The sequence below is a fragment of the Marinospirillum sp. genome (genome assembly GCF_014859565.1).
Genome location: NZ_JACUUA010000021.1, coordinates 11,671 through 34,002 on the forward strand (window position 1 = coordinate 11,671; position 22,332 = coordinate 34,002).

A 22,332-nucleotide genomic window follows, 5' to 3' on the forward strand; every position below is an offset into this window, starting at 1 on the left:
TTCTACAGATTACACAAAGAGCTCAGGGGTGCGATTTCATCCAAATGGGAAGGGAATACCTATAGTGGATTCTGTATGTATCCACACCTGCAAACCAAGTCCAGTCCACAGGGTCATCCAGGCAATGCCTGTGACAATGGATGAGTCTGCTCTGAAAGGGGTTAAGCGAATGACAAAAGGCAGCGGCCAGAGGAATTTAACGCCTTGCCGTGTAAGCAGGTCGCCAACCAGGTGCGTAAGATACCCGAACACAAAGGCCAGCATCACAACCCCCAAAAACCCGTCTGGGGTTAGTCCGCTCTCGCTCTGACTCCCTCCAAACAGCCAGCCCCACCATCCCGATCCCGACTGCATCTGGCTTTGATGTTTCCCCCAAAGCCAAAGCGACAACCAAAGCATCGGGATCATTATCAGGAACGAATGAGTCATACCCCGATGACCACCTCCGTTACGATGAATAAACCGACTTAAAGGAGGGATGATCCGACCCATGCGAGAGTTAGGGTGATCTAAATCTGGAGCTAGCGCCCCAATGAGTACGGCTGCTGTTTCAGCAAGTCCTGGGGTGTAATTGGCGCTGGCACCAAGAGCCATCCAGGCTCCGGCACCAAAGACCAAGTGGGAAGTTCCCATCATGCGATTAACGTCCTCCCGCATTCAGGCCAGGAACAGACATCTGCTGCTGCGCCTGCCCCAGATGGGATTCACCGCCCAGATAACGCGAAGCTGTCTTGATCATCTCGCCTTCCATGGGTGAGAGCCCAAGAAACCCTGCAAACTGATACGGAAGACGCAGGATCAGCGATATAGCGGCAAAACCCATGACCGTTGAAAGAAACATAAAGATCCAAGGTGCCATCAGCATGCTGATCAAATTGCCTACAACGCCATCCTGATAGGTTGCAGCAACCACAGTCACTACAAGCGGGACAGAGACGTTAAAGATGATCATGGATACGGCAACCCCAAAAACAATCAGCGTGGGGTACAAAAGCACCCAGGCCAAAGTCTGTATGCCCTTTAAAACCGTGTGCGTGAATAACATCTTCCCTGCTGGCGCTGCAGACATGTTAAACAGCATCCACAAAGGTGCCGCAAAGGCAATGACCAACAAATTGATCGCCCAATCAATCGCCATAATCGCCACGAAAATGGCCGGCAGTTTTGGCAGTACAGCCACATTGATAAATGCGATCAGCGAGGTAAAGGTTAGAATAAACTTAATAGCCCACTCAACTGCCTGGCGGGTCAGCGACTTTTCCTTTTTATCGTTGTTAAGCGCCTTGTTGATCTTGCCGGTCGCATTTTTTAAAAAATCAGTTGCGCTCGACACTACCTTTCCGACAGGAGTTTTGTTGATCAGGCCGCTTAAGTCAGAGGCAATCATGGCGCCGCCGGCTACAGCCAGCCAGGTGGCGCTGTAATTGTACATCGCCTCTGGTGCGGATTTGGCTGTGAAGAAACCGGACAGGTAGGCCGAGATATGCATGTTGCCGCCTGTAGTAAGAAGGTCAGCCGTATTGGTCAAGCCCATCAAACCCCTGCCGATGAAGCGGAGGGTTCCGCTCCAAGCTGACGCTATAGATCCATCCTGCACATCATCTGCAACGGCACTGTTGCCCACCAGTGACTCAGCCACCTCCATTTTGGTGTAGTCGTTTTGGATGCGAGTGCGCAATACCGAGTTGACCCTTGTTAGATCATTAATATTGCTTAGACCAAAGCCTGTTTCCGAACCAACAACCCTTGCCGTAGTGTTCATGGCTTCGATTTGCGAGGCGACTCGGTAATAGATCATCCCCATGCCCGGCCAGCCAGCGCCCTGGATAATCATGCGGCTCGAGGTTAATGGATCAGCCATGGCTGCAAAATTAAATTTGTCTGGATCAGCCTCACACTGCGCTTTGATGTCAGGTGGTAGCGAGGTGCATGGATTGGAAAATCTCATAACACCCTGGGCGTATCGATGCACCCTTTCATTGACCGTGTTGTCAATCAGCCCCAGGTCATTTTTAAACTGAGCAACCGTGTCGGTAAGTGCTTCTTGCTTAGCCTGCTCATCTTCAAGCGCCATCGCAGCTGCCAGTCGAGGACGTGCTCTCTCAACCGCCTCAGTCACAGCAACGCAAATGCCATAACTCAGACTGACATCGCGGGTTGTCGCTAATCGAACCCAGCCTTCTCGTGGAACATAACCTGCACAGGAGGCTGATAAATCTTGATTACTGGCCACACCCTCTACATCACCCTGACCTGCGTAAAACCCTCCTGCGCCCTGAGCGCTTTGATTCAGGCTGCCGCTGATGGCGCGACAGGTTTCTGCGATCTCGCGCCCACTAATCCCTAAAACTCTTGAGTTTTCAACGCATGACTGCTGTGCAGCTTGAGCCATCATGATCTCAAACGCAGTATCCTCAATATTGATGGCTGGATCTGGCGGAATAGCACCAATCGCCAAGGCGACATGCCTTGCACCGTTAGGCGATTCATAGGTGGCAGTCACCAGCATTTGCGCGGCATGATTACCCATGCCGTTTGAGAATAAAGCTAAAAGAATAATGACCTGCTGAATGGAGGACATGCCGAAAAACAAGGGGTTCGGGATGGCAAGCACCATACCGCCCAAAAAACGAATCGCTAAATAATACGAAGGCTGATCCGAGCCAAACCATTCTCCAAACTGCAACGAGTTAACGAGGCCGGTGACGGCAAGCAGCCCCATAAGAATCGGCAGCAACAGAAATGCCAGTTGCGCCGCAAATGACATCATGGCAATAGAGATGCCCTGGGTTGGCCCCTCAATTTTGACTTGTGAGCCATTAATATCGAAGGTGTCTGTGCCTACAATCTCGGTAAAAACATCCACCCCAAAAAGTGATGAGAGTATCAAAAAGCCCATGCCTTGTACGCCGGCTTTTGTTGTTGCACCCACATCCCAAAGCGGCTTCATTGTATTATTCATGTAGCTTGTGGTCGCTGAGGTGCTAGGCGGTGCGGCATTTTGCAGTCCCTGCTGAAATTGCAAGCCACTAGAGCTAATCGAAGCCGTCCCCCCGATGGTGCTTGTTTGGGCGGGTGCTTCAAAACCACTATGCCAATCATAATTGCCCATGGCGGCTAAAGCTGGCGCAGCAAACAGAAGTAGAGCAGTGGCCATAAGCCCTGCAAGCAGTGTTGTCAGTGTATTTTTCATCAGTTTGCGCCTCTGTGTTTCAATCGCATCATTGCCATGTGCTCAGGCAGCGCTCTACACCTCTGCCCCAATGAATTGTCACCTTATTGATCAAGTATGGCCGCTCAGCGGCTTCTTGATCTGCACCTGCAGCAGCAGCTTGATAAATGACTGTCCCTCTGAATAAACCTAGCAGCGCTGCCTCAGTTCCTTGTTGCATAATCCTTCGCTGCGACATGCCATCGTTCCATCTTGAAATAGCGGCGTTGTATGCCGCCTGCGCGTTATGTGGGGTGAAGCTCTCATTCAGTCTTTGCGTGGCGAGCAGATACCAAGTTCCAATCGAGGCAAGATCTTGTATCGTCCGGCAGCGCCCCTCAATGGTGTAGGCATTCGGATCATCAGAAAAATACAATCTCAATTCCTGCCCAGGCCACAATTCCATGTGATTAAGCTGAGGGTGATCGCTCTCCTCGGGACTGGCTGGGGTGCTGATGATAAAGCGAGCAAACCCCTCGCCAGCCCTGCGGATGATTGTGGTCGTGACCAGGTGGCTAAGCCGCTCCATATTGCCAAGCTGGGCAATGCCTGCTTCTTGCCAGTGCAGACCGACGCCATACATAGCCTGTCTCACTTCCTCGTATGTATGTAAGGCGGGTACAACCAAAGGCTCAACTGGAACAGCCATTTCAAACATCCCCTTCACTCCGTGTTAATCATTACATCCTTGATCATACAGGTTAACCCTCATCCCCAGGATGCATCGAACAACTAGACCATAGGCGCTGGAACAGCCTGATCGCGCCTGGCTGCCAGCTGCTCGTACAGCCGGGCATCACTGGATCGAGCCACCTGAGCGATCGGGCGATCTGCGTTATCCCGCATTTGCGCCAAATCACGATCAATAACGCTTTCAAGCAGGCTACGGTCAATCGCATGCATGGAGAGCATATCTTCAAGTTGATCACTCACCATAAGCGCATCAATTCCATGTCCTGAATTCTGTCCATCATGCCTCTGAATCAGTTGGTACAAGCGCTCCACGGATTCCTGAAGGCGTACAGCGCGCTGCAATGCCTCGGCAATTAGACTGATATTGACTGCGTCATCCGGCTCTGCTTGTTGCAAGGTTCGACCTCCCGGCAGCAGCACGACATCACCTTTATTTTGGGTGTAGTCGGTATAGATGCGATCGAGCACCTTTTGAAAGCCTGCGCGCCGATCATCAAGATGCGCCTGCTCCTTGCTGATGCCGGTCATCTCCTGCATCGCCTTCAGCGCCATCTGTTCAATGTTTTGCGGTAGTATCTGCAGATTTTTTTGGATGGACTCCACGCGATAGTAGTCAAAATTCTTGCGCACCTTCGGGGCGGAAGGCGAGACCCCATCATAAACACACTGTAAGAACACCTCTAGCCGCCTGAATAACTCAGCTTCTAACACTTGGTCATAAGGGATGCAGTACAGATGCCCACGATCACCCTTGGGCGAGAACAGTCCAATCCGCAAGCGGTTCTTATACTCAGAGGGCAGACCGAAGTTTTCCAGAACCTTGCGCTGCACAGCATTCACAAAGTGCAGCTGACTGACCCAATAATCCGGAATAGGGTGATTATCCATCTCATCCAAGTGCTGTTCATCCCGAGCAATATGAACCTTCATGGCACCCGAAAAGGGCGGTAGCGCACGATAATTACGCTCCGGCATCGGCAGGGGTTCGAGATTTTTCATTTTCCGTATAGCGTTATCATCCGACCTTGCGCGAATAAAACGCGCCTCGGCAGCCCATGCCTGGGTATAGCTGTCTGCGGTCACGCCCGAAGACTCCGGATTGATCGGGTCTGGCATAGTGACCTGCGTATCAATCAATGGCAGCGTGTAGTTGGCCAGCAAGACGTAGCCAGGGTGTTGCGGATTGGAGCTATTGACCGGCAACTTAAAATCACGCTGACCCACTTCGGCGCTACTGCGAAAAAATCGATCAATCGGTTGGTCGTTGCGCCATACCTGACCACCCGAGCGCCTGCTGCCGTGTGAAAAGAATTCGATAGCCATGGGGTGGAACTGTTTAAAAAGCTCCAGAGACTTTTGCTCACTACGCGCCACGGTGGGTACACCATCCGTTCGCCCAGTGAAGTGCAGATAATGCTCATGTAAAAGCTCAATCGGCTTTTTTACTTCATAAGGCGGCTGATGACCCATTAACGCGGCAGCAAGGCGTGTAGACACATAATAGGGACGGGATTCTTCTGATGATGGTTGGTGCATTTAAGCCACTCCTTAAACTGTAAAATTAAGATCTGATCGCTTTAATCGCTGCGCCATCTCTGTTCGGCTGATTCCCGGCATCATCTCGCTAACAGACTGAGCAGCAGCTTGCCAGGAGCTGGATTTCAACTCACCAGGCGCTGGCTTTGCACCAAGCCGCTCAAAAAAATCACTCAAGCGAATACCGGGATTGGACATTGCTTGCTCTATTTCTGCCTGATGACTGCCGGTTAATCCCTCAGGGGTTCGATTCAGTTTTTCTGATGCAGCGGGGGTCAGTCCCTGCTGTCCCGGCAGGGTTTCGCCGGACAGGGATTGAATATGACTCGATAATGTGGAAGGGCGACCTAACTGCTGGCGCTGCGCCACCGAAAGCCAGCGAGCATCTTCAGGCATCGCCTGCCCGGATGAAGGGGGTCTGATCGGCTTGCCGCTCACCGCAGACGCAGTCAGATCGCGCAAGATCTCCAGAATACCAGACTCATTACGACCCGCCCTGACACGCGTTGGCACCAAGGCAGTGTGACTGCCGTTCTCACCGATCAGGTCTTGCCCGGTGGCGTTTCGAATGCCGCGCTGCTGTGCGATGCGCACTGCAAGCGCCGCCAGACTGGGATCGTAAAGCGTTCCATCGGTTCGAGGGTAGGAGACCTGCCCTTTTGCCCAGGCATCGCACAGCTGATCATAAGCCTCTTTAACCGACAAACCATGCCTTGTTGCCTGCATCAAAAGGCTGGCGCAACCCGGGGGGCGAACGATCACCCGCTCATCACTGTAGTGCGTGGGTGGCGGTTGCTCCTGCCAAGCTCGCAGGAACGCCCCTTTAATGCGGCCTGGCGCTCCAAAAACCATGCCGACCATGCGATCAAAAGCTCTGCGACGCTCCGCACTAAAGGCGGCTTCCGGATGGAATACTAATTTCGATGGGTTGCCGAGCACCTCATTCAACACGTCAGGCACCCAAGCATGGGTTCGGATTCGATTAACTCTGGCTTCAGGGTTGACCATCTGTGCAATCGAGCGCACCTGAAATGCAATGCGCTCACCCTCATCATCAGGATCAGTGGCGACCACTATCTGGTCAGCCTCGGCAATGCGCTCCACAAACCCTTCCAAAATAGCCGGATTGACCGGTGACCATTCCAAGTCAAAAGGCTCCTTGCGCAAATCCATCAAGTGACCAAAGGTGGCTGCCCCCTTCCATTGCCAGCCATCAAATGCAGGATGCCCTGACAGGGCATCCGTGGCGGTTTTTATCATGTGTGGAGATTCCACAACCAGTACGGCTTTGGTCATTCCGAATACCCCACCTTAAAGGTCTGGCCCGTTACGATCCCTTGGACGCTCAAGCTCATCTACTCCGGGATCAGATGCGGGTTCCGAGCCATCAGGCTGGCGCGAATCCTCAAAACCTTCAAGCGCCTTTAAATCACGATCAGCAGCTTCTGGATCCATGGGTTGAGTTGGCTCTTCCGGCGCTTCGATGGTCGGAGCAACCTGGGGTTCTGCGGCGACTTCCGGCAGGGGAGGGAGTTGCGACTCATCCATACGAATAATATCAGAGCTTTCCGCAAGTTCTGATATGCCGGTCGCATCCAGGATCGCATTGAATTTTTCAGCCTGGCTGGCTTTAAGGCTGCGTTTTATGCCATCTTCATCATCACCTAGTTCAGACTGAGCTTTTGCCAGATCTGATCTAGGGTGAGAGTCAGCCCCGTCATCTTGATTAATCCGATCCAAGTCCTCAATCGTCTCACTCAGGGCGGCATCCATGGCGGCAGATGGTGAGTCCATGCTGGCTTCGTTGACAGCCTCTCGGAAACGATCAATGTCAATCACATTGCCCTTGGAACGGTTGATGCGATCATCTTCGGGCTGGCGCTCAGTGTCAGGATCTTCTGCATCTTGCTGTAGGCCTTCAGTGGAAGCGGCCTCCATCTCAGTAACCGGCTTTTTCTCATAAGCCTGAAAGGCTTCGGCAGGATCTTTCCCTTGATCCAAGGCCAGGTACCCAGCCAGAAATTGCTCGACAGAAGAAAATTCCGGATGACTCGCCACAAACTCGGTCAACTGCTGCGGGAGTGAGGCATAATCCTCATCAGACGGCATGAGTCTCAACATATCCTCGGGTGATTGAATCTGGTCTTTGTATGCACCGATAAATTTACCTAACTGCTCATTTACCTCTATTAACTTAAATTCACTCAAGGCGGTATCAACCTGTTGTTTTAAGTTCATGCCAGTATCAGCAGTTGTCTCTGCGCCCTCGGGCTTGCTTTCTGGCTCCTGACCAGGCTCTTTACCGGGTTCGCTACCGGCATCCGCAGACAAGCTAACGGCTTGTTGATCATCCGGGGAGGCGACCTTGGTACCCATTAGGCTGCCGCCCATGGACACAAATACACGCCCTAACAGTCGCCCGATCATTTTTAAAAGGCTAAAACCCACTATCGCAATGGCTTTTCCTGCAGCAGAGCCAAAGTCTGCAACCCTGCCAGCCCCCTGCGTAAACTTGTCCCAGACTTTTTCTGGCTCCTTTTGATACTTCAGTCCTTTATTGTGCATCTGGCCAACCTGCTTGATCGCGGCAGCTTGGCGGCCTGATTTATTGCCCCGAATGCTCTGGGCTTGATGCTCTTTGATCGCCTCTTCTTTAAGGGCGCGCTCACGCTCCTGAGCCTCTGCTTGTTGCAGCTGCTCTTGCTTGGCAATTTCTTCTTCTGTCAGTGTTTTGCTGACGTCATCTGCTGCTTGCTTGCTCATGGCAAAACCCTCGCTATTTCAATGATCAGCCTGCACCAAATCAGTACGCATCTGCATGAAAACAGGCTTTTGCCACTGTATAGCCAAGGTTTTTTTACTTGGTATCTCAAGGGGCAAACCTTCTCTGGGGTGGTTCTGATCGCCAGCAAAAACCCAAGAAATTTTATTGTGGCTAGGATAGGGGAATCCCTTATTGATTGGGTGTAGCCCGACCAATCCGAGTAAAGGGAAAACCATTCAATCGAGTAAAGAACTGGGCTCTTTGATCAAGAAGCGAGGATTATCATCATGGCCAACACCAATCAGAATACTGATACCCAAAAGTCGGAGCGTCAGAAGCTTAATTTTTTCGTCAAAGACGTTCATTCTCCCGATCCTAACGATCCATCAAAAAACTACTTTGATGCAGTTTTTTATGGTGAGGAGAATAACCCCGATGCACAGGTATTTCGTGTCCGAATGAACATGAATGCTATTTCCATGGAGCAGCGCAAAGTCTATGCTTCCAAGGCAAAGCATCGCGGCCCTTGCACTGCCTACATCAAGGCCGAGGAAGCGAAAAAGTACAAAGGCGTGGCTTTTTCAGCTGACAACTCGATTTGGAACGCAGAGGATGGATGCTTCGAAGTACGTTACTTGTTGCGCCTCGGGAGCGATCCAGTAAGTGTGGTTACCGGCCCTGCGGTTGCCCAGATATCCCCAGACAAGACCAACGACAATCGACTCAGGATCTGGAACCTCCATTTTCTTCAAGATGCAGTGCCCGTTGATAACCCGAGCGTAGTTGATGATCTTTGCGCAAAGGCAGATGAACATTTTAGCCGCCGCACCCATATACCAAGAACGGATTATATAGATCCCAAAACAAATCAAAATTATGGCGAGATCATTGTGCATGGTCAAAAGTCTTTTGGCGTGATTTTGGTTGCACAGGACGCGCAGGGTCAGGTGCTCAGCATTATGAAGGGCAATCAAGATGATCCTGCGCAAAGGACTTCTTTCATCATGCAGAACAGGACACCAAAAAGTGATTCTGAATGGCCTGAGCATTACACAGACGAAAGAAAGTACAGAAAGTCCAATGGCTCTTATGCAAAAGATAAAAATGGCGGCCTTATCCTCAACACGCTCCCCATTGATGGTCAGTATCTAGCTGGAATGATTGAAGATTTCAAAAAAGAAATGAACCAAACATTCGGCAATGGGATTCGCGTTTTGGCTATTCCGGTTGTCTCTTACCCAGGCAGTCAGACAGCTCCCCCTCTGAGCAAAAAACCCTTTGATCGTGATGCTTCGGGTCCATTTGAACCTATCGAAGCAATATACAAAGGCGGTGGTTACACCTGTCGCTCTGTAACTGATCTGCCTGTCGATCAAAACAACCAAGTTCTAATTGGCGGTAAAGTCGACTCAGCCTTTTTCGGCCTGGTGCCCATCGATGCCACTTGTCGCAAGACCCAGGATCAAGTGGAAGGCTTGCAGAGCTATATTAATGGTTCCAACCTCACGGTCAGTTATCCGCTCAAAGATGAGCAGGGTCTGATCAAGCACCCGATTGAGTGCGTTAAAGGTCCGGACGGTCAGCCCCTGCAATTACATCCGGCTCTGCGTGGTCTGGTTGTGGCGCGAGATCGTACCGGCAATTATACAGTGGCCGGCTATCAGCAGACTTTTGCTGCACAGCAGAAGCAGGCTGAAGCTGAGGCGAAAGCTCAACAACAGGCTGTTGCGCAGCAACCAGCCACTCAGGCGCCCCAACAGCCCTACAATCCGGCACTGGATCATGCTGCTGCCAATGTTGCACCGCTTGATCCTAATGAAATGCTGAATCAGCTCGATCAGGCTGCCGCTGGCTCTGCAAGGGAGCAGGCTGCTGCTGCACCCATGCAGGGTGAGCATCTCCCAGCTCAAGCTCCTGCAGCGCAGCGCCCTGTTTATAACAATGCTGGCCCTGGTGCCTGATTGGCATGTCTGATGCAAAAGGCCACCTTTCGGTGGCCTTTTCTTTTGGATGCCTTGTATTGATCCGCCTCCTGAGTCCGGGCAGAAGATCAGTTCTCCGCTGCTTCTGACAGCATCTCCATGAATGCCTCCAGGTCGCTCAATTCGCCACGCTCCTGCTCAAAACCTTTCGCAGTAAAGCGCCAGACCGCATCAATTACATCCTCTCGCCGCTTTTCTTCAGGAATATCCTCAACGACCCGCAAAAAGAGACGAGCCTCTTGAATGGGTTCGTCCGGCTCCTCGCCATGATCCTGATCGGTTTGATAGCTGACTGAGGCATACACATGATCGCGAACCTTGAATGAATCAAGAACAATGGATTGAGGGAGATCCTTGAAGGACGTAATCACGCCTAGCTCCTCACCTTCTTCCAGAAGCCTGTGCAGCAGAGTATTCAAAACATTGTAAGTCATATTCATCGGACACCTCCGCAGTGCCTTGTTTTAAAGGTATGGGCTCCTGATGAAATCGTACAGGTATTCCCGTTTTGTACCATGTAGACAGAGTAAGCCCAAAGGGCTGACACCTGCAACCCCCTTTTTTGCAGATTATAGATATAGGAATACTTGAATGGCTCGCGAATCACTGAAGGATAATGCTGAAACGTACCGCTCGGCATATTCCACAGCCTACCAAATTGGCTTAAATGTCCGAAGGTATCTGCATATTTACTTCTGGACGCTGGCCGCATTTATGGTGCTGCTGCCCCAGTACCCTATTCTCTGGACGCTGCTCACCATCGTTACAGCCATTATCGGCACCAATCGCAATATACGTGATGAAAGCGGCTTTGGACGGGGTCGAGGGCCTTACTTAAAACCGGTCTCCAACGCCAAAAAAATGTTTGTGGATGAGGAATGGCACATCATTGACGCCCCTCCCGATAAGGGCGGTGATGGCGATTGGGCTTTTGGTAATAACCGCTTCACCATGGAAGAGGTGTATGCCAATGATGATAAGGCGCGTCGCCACATCCTGCTGTTTGGCACCACCGGTTCCGGTAAAACCGTATCGCTGATGGGTCTGATGTATCAGGCCATCGTGTCTGGATCAGGCCTGATTTTTGTGGATGGTAAATCCGACCCCAAAACCTGGTTTGAACTGTATGCCTGTGCCGCTCTGTGCGGGCGCGTTGAGGACCTGCTGGTTCTGAACTTCGTGGTCGGTGCCACCGCTGACGTTGAATTTGCCTTTGATCTGAATGAGGAGCGCGAAGAGTGGGAGGAATTTCGTGCCATTGAGTCGAACACCTACAACCTGTTTGGCACCGGTACTGCCGACACCTTGTTTGAGCTAGGCACCGCACTGCTTGGTAATGAAGGAGGCGGGGGTGACAACAAGATGTGGCAGGATCGTGCAGAAGCTCTGCTGCGCACCCTGATGAAGGCTCTTTGCGCATTGCGTGACGAAGGCTGGATACAAACTTCTGTTCAAGCGCTGCGTGATCACATGGTGCTTGAAAAGCTCGAAGCTCTTGAAAAGGATGACCGGGTGCCGGAGTTTGCCCGTGACCAGATTAAAGGCTATCTGGATGAACTGCCTGGCTTTAGGGATGCAGCCAAAGAAAAAGATCCAGGTAAGCGCGTACAGTTAATGGAGCAACCCAACAAACAGCACGGTTTTCTCACTATGCAGTTCACCGGCCTGTTTGCCATGTTGACCGGTACCTATGCTCACGTTTGTGACGTGACCTACTCTGATATTAACTTCCCGGACGTTGTGTACAACCGGCGCATCCTGATGGTGATGTTGCCCGCCCTGGAAAAATCACCAAGCTCTCTATCCTCATTAGGCAGGATGGCCGTAGCCGGTATCAAGTCAGCCCTCTCACAAGCTATCTCGGGACGACTGTCTGGCTCCAAAAAATCCATCGTTGATCGCCGCCCAACCAATGCTCCCCGAGCGCTCCTCTGCATCATGGACGAATACGGCTCCTATGCCGTTGAAGGGTTTGGTGATGTGGTGGCGCAGGCGCGCTCACTAGGCGTATCAGCCATCTTTGCCGGTCAGGAATATGCCGGCTTTAAAAAAGCCGGTGACAATGAAGCTCAGCGCATTCTCTCCAACACCGGTATCAAGATTTTTCTGAAAAACGAGGACTGGGAAACCGCTGATGTTGCCTCCAAGCGATTGGGTGAAATCGAGGTTTTAAAAACCACCGGTAAAACAACAAACCAGCAGGGCAGGGAGATCAATTCCGACCCATCCTATCAGAGCGTTGCTCGTTTGAGTGTGTCGGATTTATCCAACCTGTCAGAAGGTCAGGGCATATTGATCTACAACAATTTCTATGTGCCCATTGCCATGCCTTACGTGAAGATCCCGGAAACCAAAAATGCCCAGCGCATGGATATGGTTCCTCTGCCAGGCTCAATCTTCCCGGATCGCGCCAAAGCCCGCTCCGACCGCCTTGAAATTATCAAAGAGATGGAGCAGTCCTCTCTTCCCATCAATGTCATTGAATTCCTGGATCGTCAGCGCAAAAAGGCTGCAGAAGCTGAGCAGCGCGAACCGATTGAACTGGCTACCACGCTGATGACTGAGTACATTCAGGGTGAAGTCATGATCTCTCGCCAGAATCTGGATAGTCGCGCCATTGTTCAGCCCTTTACCGGTCACGACCTACCTGGCATCATCAAGTGCGCAATGCCGGATAAAGATCAAGAGAACGAAGAGTTTAAAAACCCGCTGGTGCGTGCCGACAAGGCTGAGCTCAATATGCCTATACAGTCGCCACCGGGATCAAAGGATGGCAAGACCAAAGCCGGAGTCGATGATGAATCCGACCAGTCGGGCGCTTCTGGTGACTCCGATGAAACCGACCTTCCGCCGAAGGCAATTCCATCAAGCGAAGCTGAATCAGAGCCTCAGGATTCTGAATCAGGCTTGTTTGATGAGCACATTGATCACGCCGAGCCCTCTAATCAAACAACACCCTCTGAGTCAGCTTCAAGCAAAACGACCGCCACTGATAATGAATCTCTCGGTGAAGAAGATGATGACGAGTCATCTGCCGTTGACATGTACCAGGAGCGAGATGAGCAGGGCAGCCAGACCGGGTCAACCGATCAGCCATCGCACGTAAAAGTGGAAGAGCCGCTCATTCCGCCTCCAATCGATGGCGGTTTCGATCCTTTTGCAGGGAAGGCTGAACCTATAACAGATCATGAGGCGCAGCGGCACAGTGACATTGCCAGTCTGGCTGAAGATATGGAGGAGGGGATGGCATCTATCGAGAATTCACCCAAGGTCAATCGAGAAGGGCAGGGTGTATGGGACTTTGTTGAAGATGAAAGCCCGCTGCAAAAGGCCAACATGGCTGCAGACAGTCTGCTGAGCAGTATTGTCAGTCGTCAATCTCCCCCTCATGTAGCGGAATTCAAAACGCAGAACAATAATGATGGTGACTCAAAGGCGGCGCAGCCAGCACCATTTAATATCAGCGTTAAGCCATCCGATGGTCGTAAGCGTCGCGGTCGCACTGACTATAAGTTAAATCTTGGTCATAAAAAGACTCAAGAGGATGATTCTGAAGGATCACGCGAAGCGTCCAGCGTCACAAGCCAGACTCGTGTAGCTCAGCCTCCGCCCACGCCCATAACGAGCACCATTTCGGCAGATGGGCATGAAGCACGACCGGTGGTCATGCCTTTTGCTGACAGCACTTCTGATGATGCTTTAAGTGCCAGCAATGCTTTTGACCCTGATGATTCGATGAAAAAGGTAAACCCCTTTACTGATCCATCGCCAGTCACGACCGAAGATCAGTTGCCCAGACCCACTGAAAGCGACACAGATTCCGATGATGGTGATGACTCAGGAGGCGCTGCTGTGACCGACCTGATCTGGTAAAGCAAGGCACAGAACTGCAACAAAGCGCCGAAAGGCGCTTTGTTGTTTGTTGGTAGGAGGTGCAGATTGGTCGAGGCTGCCGGTCTCCTTCAGGCAGCAGGAGCTGCCTCATGATTGACCATAGATTCGGCTTCGACCTCATCATCCGGGTCATCTTCATCCGCCTCAATGTCCCTCTGCAGCTGTACTTTAGTCTCCATGTAGTCGTTGTACCATTCACGATCCATTGGATTGCCTGCAAAGGCCATACCATGATGTTTAATCAGGTGCGCCATCAGCTCCTCTACAGTCTTGTTGGGCTTCAGGTAGGCTGACATGAATCGCTTGTTGCTGGACTCCTGCTCAAAATCACCGCTATTCAAAAATTCTTTGAGCTTTTTATCCTTGATCAGCGCCTGATTATATTTCTTGATGCCTGATATAATGATGCGCACACCACCACTAGAGCGCTGATGCTGCAGGATCACGCCCGAGCCAACCTCATTGGATTTATGCTTGTTACTGCTGTCCTCAAAGGTTGCTGCATACGCCTGGCGGCTGTACAGCACCGCTTGATCAGGTCGCTCGGACACCAGATTCCGGTAATAATCGGCAGCAGTCTGACTGTCATTGATTGAAAATGAGGTTTTTTTCACGGCCATTTGCAACTCAGTCACACTCCAGTGCGATGGCATGATCACACCCAGGTGCTTGTAGCCCTTCTTATCGGTATAAGCACCGATCCGTCCTGCACCCATGGAATTGGCCTTGCTGTGCGCTTTGAACAGGTTGCCGGTTAAAACAACACGCTGTGCTTTGAAGGTTTGCTGCTCTTGAGCGTCCGCATCAAAAATCATGTCAATCATCTCGCTGCTGGCGATTTCGGACTGGATATTGGTTCCGGTATCACCATCCAGCGCTGTCAGCAGCTGATTCAATGAGATGTCGATCGCGCCCACCTCAGGATCCGTAGAATAAAACCGGAGATTCCACGAACCTAAATGACTCGGATCATTGGCCGGCTGTATCCCGCCCAACAGCAATGTTGTACTGCTGTTGGTGTAGCGCGTGTTATCAAGAGGGTAGTCCTGAACCACCATGCCCGGTGCAAGCATCTCGGCAATGGATTCAACCCGATTAAACAGATCACTGTTTTTCTGGAAGATCTTTACTGCCGCCTCATGTTTCTTGCTTGGATAAGTCGTGTGCTCATTCGCGTTCATCAGGTTGTTCAGGAAGTGCCGGCGCTTATCCTGGTTATCCCACTCAACATCTGGATAGAGCTTGCGCAGCCGCTGCACCTCTTGACCGACCATCTTGGCAGCAATAGCGCCAATGACATGCTTTAATGGCTTGCAGTCAGCATCACCGCGAGCCATGGCTTTGCTGCGTGTTTCCGCAATCGTCTTGTGTACGGTCTCAGGATGAACTGGGTGATAGGGCACTTCATACTCAATCACCTCGGCATCAACGCCGCTCTGGAAAGATGAAGTTCCAGTGGCTGGCTCAATCATAAAGCTTTCCACAGTCTCTGCACGCAAATCCAAAACATGGGAGCGCAGCGGATTGCGCCCCTCGGATTCTAGTTGCTGCAGGTTTTCACGGAAACGGTTTTCAAATTGGTCGTACAGCTCCTCCTGTTTGGCAACCGGTAGGGCAACCATGCGTCCGGTAAAGCGACGCGCTAACCCAGTATTCGCGCCAGCCAGTTTATATCCAGCTTGATTCTCGATTTCTTGTTCCACATTGAAGTTCAGCTTACGAAGCATCCGGTAACCATCTTCGCGCTCAGTCAGCACTTCAAGCACTGCCAGGTCGCCCACCTCGTTGAACAGGTCTTCACCCAAGCCCTCTAAATCCACGTTACGGTCGCCCGTGGTTGATGCGTTCAATCCGGCCAGTTTGCGAATCAAATTGGCAACAGGGCGCTTGGCACCCGGCATCGGAGAGGCCAGGAAGGTGAAGTGGGGGCGAGTACCTTCCACGGCACCGGTGCGGTCAATGCGCCCCATAGCCTGCACCACCTTGTTCGGATCAAGTGGTGGATCCAGAAAAAGCATGCTGCGCTCACGCTGATCCTTGAATTTGGTGGAGGCATGCATGGAAAAACCGGTGAATATTGACCGATTGCCAATCAGTACATCGGCTTCCCCGCTATTGAATTGACTGATGGCAAGAGACTTGTCCATATCCTCCTTGCTGCGCTTGAAGAATATCGGATCACCCTTGACGCTGTAGTCTAAGCCGATCTGGCGACCGGTGCCCTCGACCACATTGAGTCCTGCCTCGGTCAGCTTATGGCGAATCCAGTCCACCGGTGAAATCGGCAGATCCTCGGGAAACTCCTTGATCAACTCCTCTGTTTCAAAAAAAGCAATCGCCATGCGTTCAACTTTCTTTTCTTCAGAGTCATCAGTATCCGAGGGGAGTTCATCGTTGAGCCAGCGGGTTCGCATGTCCTCAATATCAAAAAGACTAGCCTCTTCGACATTGCCATAGCGATCCATGCGCTTGACGGTAACCAACTTGGGCAGATAACGCATCATGTAGCTTTGAAAGCTGGCCTTGGTGCGCAACTGATCCGTACTGCGACCCTCATTGGATGCCTCAGCCATCTCAATGGCCTGCAGCTCCGTGATAAAGGCTTCCATGGTAGAGTCAACAGCAATAAAAGGTTTTCTGCCTTTTTTGTGCTCATCAATCGCTTTGTCTACCGCATGCGCAGAAAGCGTGATGTAGTTCATCAGTTTTTCAAACTGCCACATGCGTGAAGCAAACATGATGGAGTCAACCGACCAGCCCTGAGCTTTTTGCCGTTCTTCTTCTGGCATCCGCTCAATTTCCTGGGCGATTGCCTTGTTTTCCTTTTGTGCGGTTTCTTGTGTCTGACCGGATAAAAACAGAAACATGTCGTAAACGCGGGACATTTTATCGCCAATATCTCGCAGATTCAGATCATGCTTTTCTGAATACTCAGGCACCACCTCTAGCTCCGGCAGATAATTAACGGGATGTGCCCTGGCAATATACTCACCATCAGCCAGCATAGTGGCTGCAGCCTCTTGAGCCGCAATCCCGCCCTGCGTAATGGTCTCAATAACCTCTTCGGGACTGGTGCCTGCAGCCAGGCTGGTCTTGTAAGCATAAACCCCCATGTTCTTTGGGTTTTTCGACCAGGTGGCTGATGCATACATCGCACCTTGCGCCACATCCAGTGCAGCGGCCATGTTGTTTCCAGTATTCGTGCCAGCGCCAGCCGCATTATGAGATTCATCCATAATAACCAAGCTGCCCCATGCCGCTTGCAGCAGCCACTGTGCCTTGTGGCTTTTCTCCATAGGGCGGTTAAACTGTGAGTAGGTGGAGAAGATGGCGTTATATTCACCTAAATCACTCGAATTACGAATCGCTTTAAATTCTGAAGACTTAATGCCGCGCCAGACCACCTCGCGATCCGCCTGATCCTTGACTTTGGCATCGTGGTTCGTAATCAATGGCTTAATACGATCAAACTCGCCAATATCTTTAAGATCGCGCACCATATCCTCAAACAGGCCTGCTGTCTCAGTCAGGAATACAGGTCGAATGCCGTTCTTTGATGCCCAGGAAATCATGGTGGCAACAATGCGCCCTTTGCCAACCCCTGTTTTGTCGCCCAGCACGATGCCGCGCCCTGTGCGCGCCTTGTCAATCGCCATCGCCACAGCGTCAGCCTGCTCGGCACTCAGAACCTGACTCAAGTGCTCGTGCGTCCATCCAAGCTCAGCAGCCACAAAATCATCAATATCACCGTGCTTACGCTTTAGTTTGCGCAGTGTTTTTTGAATCGGAGCCGCCAAATTGGCAGGCACCAGCTTTTCGAGCGACTTTAACTTGGAAGCCGGAACATAAGGCACCATCTTGTCTTCAAAGCCGATTTCTTTATCATCAGCAGGCTCCGACACCTCTTGAGGTTGCTCGACAGGCGCAGGAGGTGCATCTTCAGCAATCTCCGGCAAATCCTCGGCAGCCACTTCCTCTGGCTCGGGATCTTCCGTTACAGGTGCTGCAGACTCCTCTGGCTCAGCCTCGTCCAGATCAACTGCTTCAGACGGGTCTTCCTTAGAACGATCTTCTTCAGGGAGCGCCATACCGGTTAAAGGATCAACCTGTTTTTGAGAATCCTTAGGATCGGACTGTCCGGGTGTGCGTGTGGATTTTTCACTCTGCTCAGGCATCCCCGGTATATTGAGATCAAGTTCACCCATGCTGATTGACCATTGATCTAACAGGTCTCTCATCTCGTCCATGGAGTGAATTGTCGGCAACTGCTCTTCAAAGCGCACATCGCCTAAATCTTCACGGCGCCCATTGATTGCAATGATGTGCAGCGGCCATGCGGCACCCTGCTGCTTATACAGGTCACCTGATACCCAGGCTTCACCCACAACCTCGTAGGTATCATGGATCATCTGCCGGAAGCGATTGGACTTACTGGACATCTGACCTGGCTCGTACTTCATTGGTGATTCCGCACCCAGAATGATAAAGGCCTTACCGTCATCTTTCATGGCATCCAGGTGCTTCAGGGTGATCCAATGATCCTGGCGACTCAAATCCATGCGCGCCTTGCTGTTCAGGATGTTGTAATAAGTCAGTCCTTTGGCTCCTTTGCGATGCTCATCAGGCAACTGTCCAAAAGGAGGATTCATGACGATCACATCCTGGCTGCGCGCCTTTACTGCCGTGGTATCAATGGCATTACCATGAATGGCATTGATGCCCTGAGCTTTCAGTCGAGCAACGCGACTGGCATCCAGCTCAATCCCGCTGATGTTTTTGGGATCAACCAGCGTCAGTAGGGCGCCGTTACCCATGGTGGGCTCCCAAACGCTGCGCGAATCACCCGGCTTAATGCCCAGTGTTTTCTGAGCCAGCAATCCCATGTGAAGCGGGGTTGAAAACTGCATCAACGTCTGACTTTCACCTGTGCGGATATCCATTTTGGGGAGCGTGGAGACCAGCGCGGTAATGCGGGCCTCTGCAAGAGAAGGATCATACTGACCATCGCTGATCGCAGTTGAGGCTAATTCACGGGCTGCACGAACCGCCGCTGCCTCCAGGTTTTCCTGAAGATCGCGCATACTGAAGTTGGTAATTTCGCGGCTGAACAATGAAGGGGCTATGCCGGTATAGCGCGAGGCCAAATCAATCATTGCCTGATCGTCTATGGGTGCAATTGAGGTATCACCCTGTAGCGCACGCTTGGCACGCGATAGCAGCCCTTTCACCATGGCATCCTGCATGGGGCCAAAATCCACCTTATCAAAGTCAATGACAGGGCTGGCCTGGGTGTAATCAACACCGCGTGGTCGCTCAATATCTGCCAGGCTGACTTCGGTCAGGTTGATCATCGGGAATTGGGCTTCAAAGGCCTCATAGGACGGAATCTCTTCCACGCTATGACAGAAGACTGTCAGCTGGCCGTTGTTATCCATAACCGTCATACCAAGCGCTTCAAGCTGGGTACGGAAGGTCTGAAGTATCCCTTGATCTGCTTCAATCAGAGGCAGAGATTCAGCTCCACCCTGCGCTTGGTATGCCGGATCTGTTTCACGAAGCGCCAGGCGCATACCATAAGCGCTGAGGTCAATCCATGCCAGGCGCTCATCATCTTGAATGAGCGCATTTTCTGAAACCTCGGAATGCGGCTCAACATCAACGGTTGTGCCGAGATCTTCTTCAGGATCAACATCAAGAGAAGACTGCTGCGCTTGCGCTTGCTGTTGTTCCGCCTCTGCCGGCGCTACAGGTGCACCCTGTGGTGCCGGTTCAGCAACAGGTTCTGCGATGGGTTCGTATGCCTCAAGCAGAATGCTCGCGTCTTCAGCTGTTACCCAGCCATTAGCCAGCGCCCATCGAACCGCATCATCATCAGCCAACACTTCACTCAGCTCGGCCTGAATGACACCGCTCTCGCTACCGAACAAGGTCAGCATCTGCATCTGATTTGGTAAAGCCATCATTGAACTGAAGGTCACACCGGTATCATCAATTGAAATACTGGCAGGGTTACCTGCCTGCATCTCCTGCAGTCGAGGCATCCAGCGATCTAGCGCCTCAGGCGATCCGATGATTTTAGGATAAGCCGCACCATTGCTGGTGGTTATCACAAGCTTTAAGCCTTTGGGTAGGTTGGTCCATGCTACTTTCATGGGTGACTCCAGATTCGAATATTGAACTTGTGCAAGGTTATAGCCACAGCCTGAATACTTGGTTGCGGCATTTTTGATTAGCGTGGCCGGCACCCGAACCCATGGCGTCGGTAGGACTGGTCGGCCTTACGCTCAAAATCAATCATGCTCGGAAGCTCGACATGAGGCAGCTCTTGAAGATAAGGGCTTGGCTTGTAACTCACTCGCTGATACCCCAAAAACAAGTCATCAGCATGATGCAGGCGACACACTTCCTTGGCACGAGTGAGCGCCACATAAGACAGTCGGCGCTCTTCCTCTGGGTTTTCTATGATCTTCTCTTCGCCTCGGGCATAGGGCATCAGTCCATCGGAGTAACCGGCCAGATGCACGAAACGCCACTCAAGACCCTTCGCCTTGTGGATTGTTGATAAGGTGACCTGATTGCCGCTGCTTCCCGAATCGGGCTCTTCAAGCAGCGCACGGGAAACCGCTTGCCAAGGATTGGCCAGCACATCAGGCGTGGCATTGTCTAAGCCAGTCGAGATCCACTCCTGCAAAGTGTCGATGCGATTAAGACGGGCATCGAGCGTTTCCTTGGATTCGCCCTGGAAAGTCTGGCTGAACAGAGATGAGCGATTGACCAGCGCATCCCTCAGTTCAGAGGGGCCGTATTCACGCAGGTGATCAACCTGGTCGGCCAGTTGAGTCATCACAGCTTGAACGGCTTTACCGGGGAACATCCGGCCAGCATCCAGAAGACTGCCTGAAAACTCTTGCTCGGCCATCAGGCAAAGCTTCTCAAAGCTTTTTTGCCCCAACCCTTTCAGTCCCTCGGTAATAACCTGAAGGGCAGATTGATCGCGAGGGTTCGTGACCAAGCGCGCCAGCGACAACATCAAGCGAATCTCTTTTTTCTCCATGATCTTCATGCCGCCATAAACTTCAAAAGGAATACCTGCCTTGGCAAGATGCGGCTGCAGCAGCTCCAGAATCTGGTTGGTGCGGGAGAGGATGGCAATGTCTGAATAGGACATACCCAGATTGCGCACGGCATCCTGGATCTCCTCAACAATGACCTCGGCCATCATGTCGCCATTGCGATGCTTGGCCAGTAGTGGGGGAGGCCCATTGTCATTTTGCGAAAAAGGCTGTTTCTCCATTCGATTCAGGTTGCAGGCGATATGCTGGGATGCAGCAGCTACCAGCGGCTGGGAAGATCGGAAGTTTTCTTCAAGCTTCAGCACCTTGGGTTGGAAATCCCTGACAAAGTCCTGCAGGTTTTCAGGATGAGCCCCGCGCCAGCTGTACAGTGACTGATCATCATCACCCACGAACACGATGTTGTTGTGGTGCTGAGCGATCGCCTTGATCAGGCGGTATTGAGCTTGGTTGGTATCCTGGGTTTCATCCACTGTGATGTATGGGTAACGCCTTCCTGCATCCCTTGAGAGATCGGCATTGGTCTCCAGGGCGCGAACAGGCAGCGTTAAAAGATCGTTGAAGTCGCATACATTCTGTTCGGCCTTGAGCTTCTCGAAGACAGAAAAAGCCTTCCAGAACCAGTTCATCTGGCGCTGATCTGCGATGCCGTAGCGGCTGAAGTGATCGGTAAACGGCTGGGCAGCAGTTCGCATGCCTGCGGAATAACCCTCTTGCGCCAGCAAGGAATAGGTTCGCAGCCAGCCTTTCAGATCAAGGCTGGCGATCTTTTGGTTATCTACATTGAACATCTCCCGGAGCATCCGAACAAAAAGATTCTTTTGGTCTTTTTCATCCAGCACGGTGTGGTCGGGTAGGCGACCGCACTCCTGAGGGTATGCCCGGATGAACTGATCCCCGAAGGCGTGAAAGGTGCGAATCTGCATTCGATCTGAGAGGGCATTCCCCACCAGACCATCCAGACGATTGCGCATTTCCTCGGCTGCTTTTTTGCTGAAGGTCAGCATCAGGTGGTGTTCAGGAATCACCCCCTCATCAATCATTCGGCCTGCCCGAGTCACAATCGAGGCGGTTTTGCCGGAGCCTGCTCCGGCCAGCACCAAAAGTGGGCCATCTTCATGATGCACCACAGCAAGCTGCGGTGCGGTCATGGTCAGACCAAGAGCTTCAGGATTTGGA

The 22,332-nt window shown here is 51.8% G+C and carries 11 protein-coding genes; 2 read left to right on the forward strand and 9 right to left on the reverse strand.

Translation table 11 applies throughout. From position 1 onward, the window contains the following. Window positions 1–36 precede the first annotated feature (36 nt). From IBX50_RS04995 to IBX50_RS05020, 6 genes are all read right to left on the reverse strand, one after another. Window positions 37–657 carry a metal-dependent hydrolase gene (locus tag IBX50_RS04995; protein WP_366930693.1) on the reverse strand — a complete coding sequence of 207 codons (621 nt, stop codon included), beginning with the start codon at window positions 655–657 and terminating at the stop codon, window positions 37–39. Continuing rightward, the gene (locus tag IBX50_RS05000; RefSeq protein ID WP_292253943.1) at window positions 641–3,193 is read right to left on the reverse strand and encodes a hypothetical protein; all 2,553 of its coding nucleotides are present in this window, start codon (window positions 3,191–3,193) and stop codon (window positions 641–643) included. Before IBX50_RS05000 ends, IBX50_RS04995 begins: the two co-directional genes overlap by 17 nt. A 28-nt stretch (window positions 3,194–3,221) precedes the next feature. Beyond that, window positions 3,222–3,869, reverse strand: a complete 648-nt coding sequence (locus tag IBX50_RS05005; protein WP_292253945.1) for a hypothetical protein — start codon at window positions 3,867–3,869, stop codon at window positions 3,222–3,224. Window positions 3,870–3,943: 74 nt separating this feature from the next. After that, on the reverse strand, window positions 3,944–5,440 hold the full coding sequence (locus tag IBX50_RS05010) for a hypothetical protein (RefSeq protein WP_292253946.1): 1,497 nt from the start codon (window positions 5,438–5,440) through the stop codon (window positions 3,944–3,946). A gap of 12 nt (window positions 5,441–5,452) precedes the next feature. Then, window positions 5,453–6,736: a toprim domain-containing protein gene (locus tag IBX50_RS05015; RefSeq protein ID WP_292253947.1), complete on the reverse strand. Its 1,284-nt coding sequence runs from the start codon at window positions 6,734–6,736 to the stop codon at window positions 5,453–5,455. A gap of 15 nt (window positions 6,737–6,751) precedes the next feature. Continuing rightward, window positions 6,752–8,203 carry a hypothetical protein gene (locus IBX50_RS05020; protein WP_292253948.1) on the reverse strand — a complete coding sequence of 484 codons (1,452 nt, stop codon included), beginning with the start codon at window positions 8,201–8,203 and terminating at the stop codon, window positions 6,752–6,754. Between the two features lie 288 nt (window positions 8,204–8,491). Here IBX50_RS05020 and IBX50_RS05025 point away from each other — a divergent pair, with 288 nt between their 5' ends. Further along, a complete protein-coding gene (locus IBX50_RS05025) occupies window positions 8,492–10,165 on the forward strand; it encodes a hypothetical protein (RefSeq protein WP_292253949.1) in 1,674 nt (557 codons plus the stop codon). 89 nt (window positions 10,166–10,254) lie between these two features. Here the strand turns inward: IBX50_RS05025 and IBX50_RS05030 are convergent, their stop codons facing one another. After that, a complete protein-coding gene (locus IBX50_RS05030; protein ID WP_292253950.1) occupies window positions 10,255–10,626 on the reverse strand; it encodes a hypothetical protein in 372 nt (123 codons plus the stop codon). A gap of 151 nt (window positions 10,627–10,777) precedes the next feature. Here IBX50_RS05030 and IBX50_RS05035 point away from each other — a divergent pair, with 151 nt between their 5' ends. After that, a complete protein-coding gene (locus IBX50_RS05035) occupies window positions 10,778–14,059 on the forward strand; it encodes a type IV secretion system DNA-binding domain-containing protein (RefSeq protein WP_292253951.1) in 3,282 nt (1,093 codons plus the stop codon). Window positions 14,060–14,148: 89 nt separating this feature from the next. Here the strand turns inward: IBX50_RS05035 and IBX50_RS05040 are convergent, their stop codons facing one another. Together IBX50_RS05040 and IBX50_RS05045 are read right to left on the reverse strand one after the other, a co-directional pair. After that, a complete protein-coding gene (locus IBX50_RS05040; RefSeq protein ID WP_292253953.1) occupies window positions 14,149–20,232 on the reverse strand; it encodes a strawberry notch C-terminal domain-containing protein in 6,084 nt (2,027 codons plus the stop codon). A gap of 77 nt (window positions 20,233–20,309) precedes the next feature. Then, the gene (locus IBX50_RS05045) at window positions 20,310–22,304 is read right to left on the reverse strand and encodes an ATP-dependent helicase (protein WP_292253956.1); all 1,995 of its coding nucleotides are present in this window, start codon (window positions 22,302–22,304) and stop codon (window positions 20,310–20,312) included. Window positions 22,305–22,332: the final 28 nt, after the last annotated feature.

Coding starts and splice junctions, on each gene's coding strand:
- IBX50_RS04995 (WP_366930693.1), bottom strand. CDS start 657: ATGCGGGAGGACGTTAATCGCATGATGGGAACTTCCCACTTGGTCTTT.
- IBX50_RS05000 (WP_292253943.1), bottom strand. CDS start 3,193: ATGAAAAATACACTGACAACACTGCTTGCAGGGCTTATGGCCACTGCT.
- IBX50_RS05005 (WP_292253945.1), bottom strand. CDS start 3,869: ATGTTTGAAATGGCTGTTCCAGTTGAGCCTTTGGTTGTACCCGCCTTA.
- IBX50_RS05010 (WP_292253946.1), bottom strand. CDS start 5,440: ATGCACCAACCATCATCAGAAGAATCCCGTCCCTATTATGTGTCTACA.
- IBX50_RS05015 (WP_292253947.1), bottom strand. CDS start 6,736: ATGACCAAAGCCGTACTGGTTGTGGAATCTCCACACATGATAAAAACC.
- IBX50_RS05020 (WP_292253948.1), bottom strand. CDS start 8,203: ATGAGCAAGCAAGCAGCAGATGACGTCAGCAAAACACTGACAGAAGAA.
- IBX50_RS05025 (WP_292253949.1), top strand. CDS start 8,492: ATGGCCAACACCAATCAGAATACTGATACCCAAAAGTCGGAGCGTCAG.
- IBX50_RS05030 (WP_292253950.1), bottom strand. CDS start 10,626: ATGAATATGACTTACAATGTTTTGAATACTCTGCTGCACAGGCTTCTG.
- IBX50_RS05035 (WP_292253951.1), top strand. CDS start 10,778: ATGGCTCGCGAATCACTGAAGGATAATGCTGAAACGTACCGCTCGGCA.
- IBX50_RS05040 (WP_292253953.1), bottom strand. CDS start 20,232: ATGAAAGTAGCATGGACCAACCTACCCAAAGGCTTAAAGCTTGTGATA.
- IBX50_RS05045 (WP_292253956.1), bottom strand. CDS start 22,304: ATGACCGCACCGCAGCTTGCTGTGGTGCATCATGAAGATGGCCCACTT.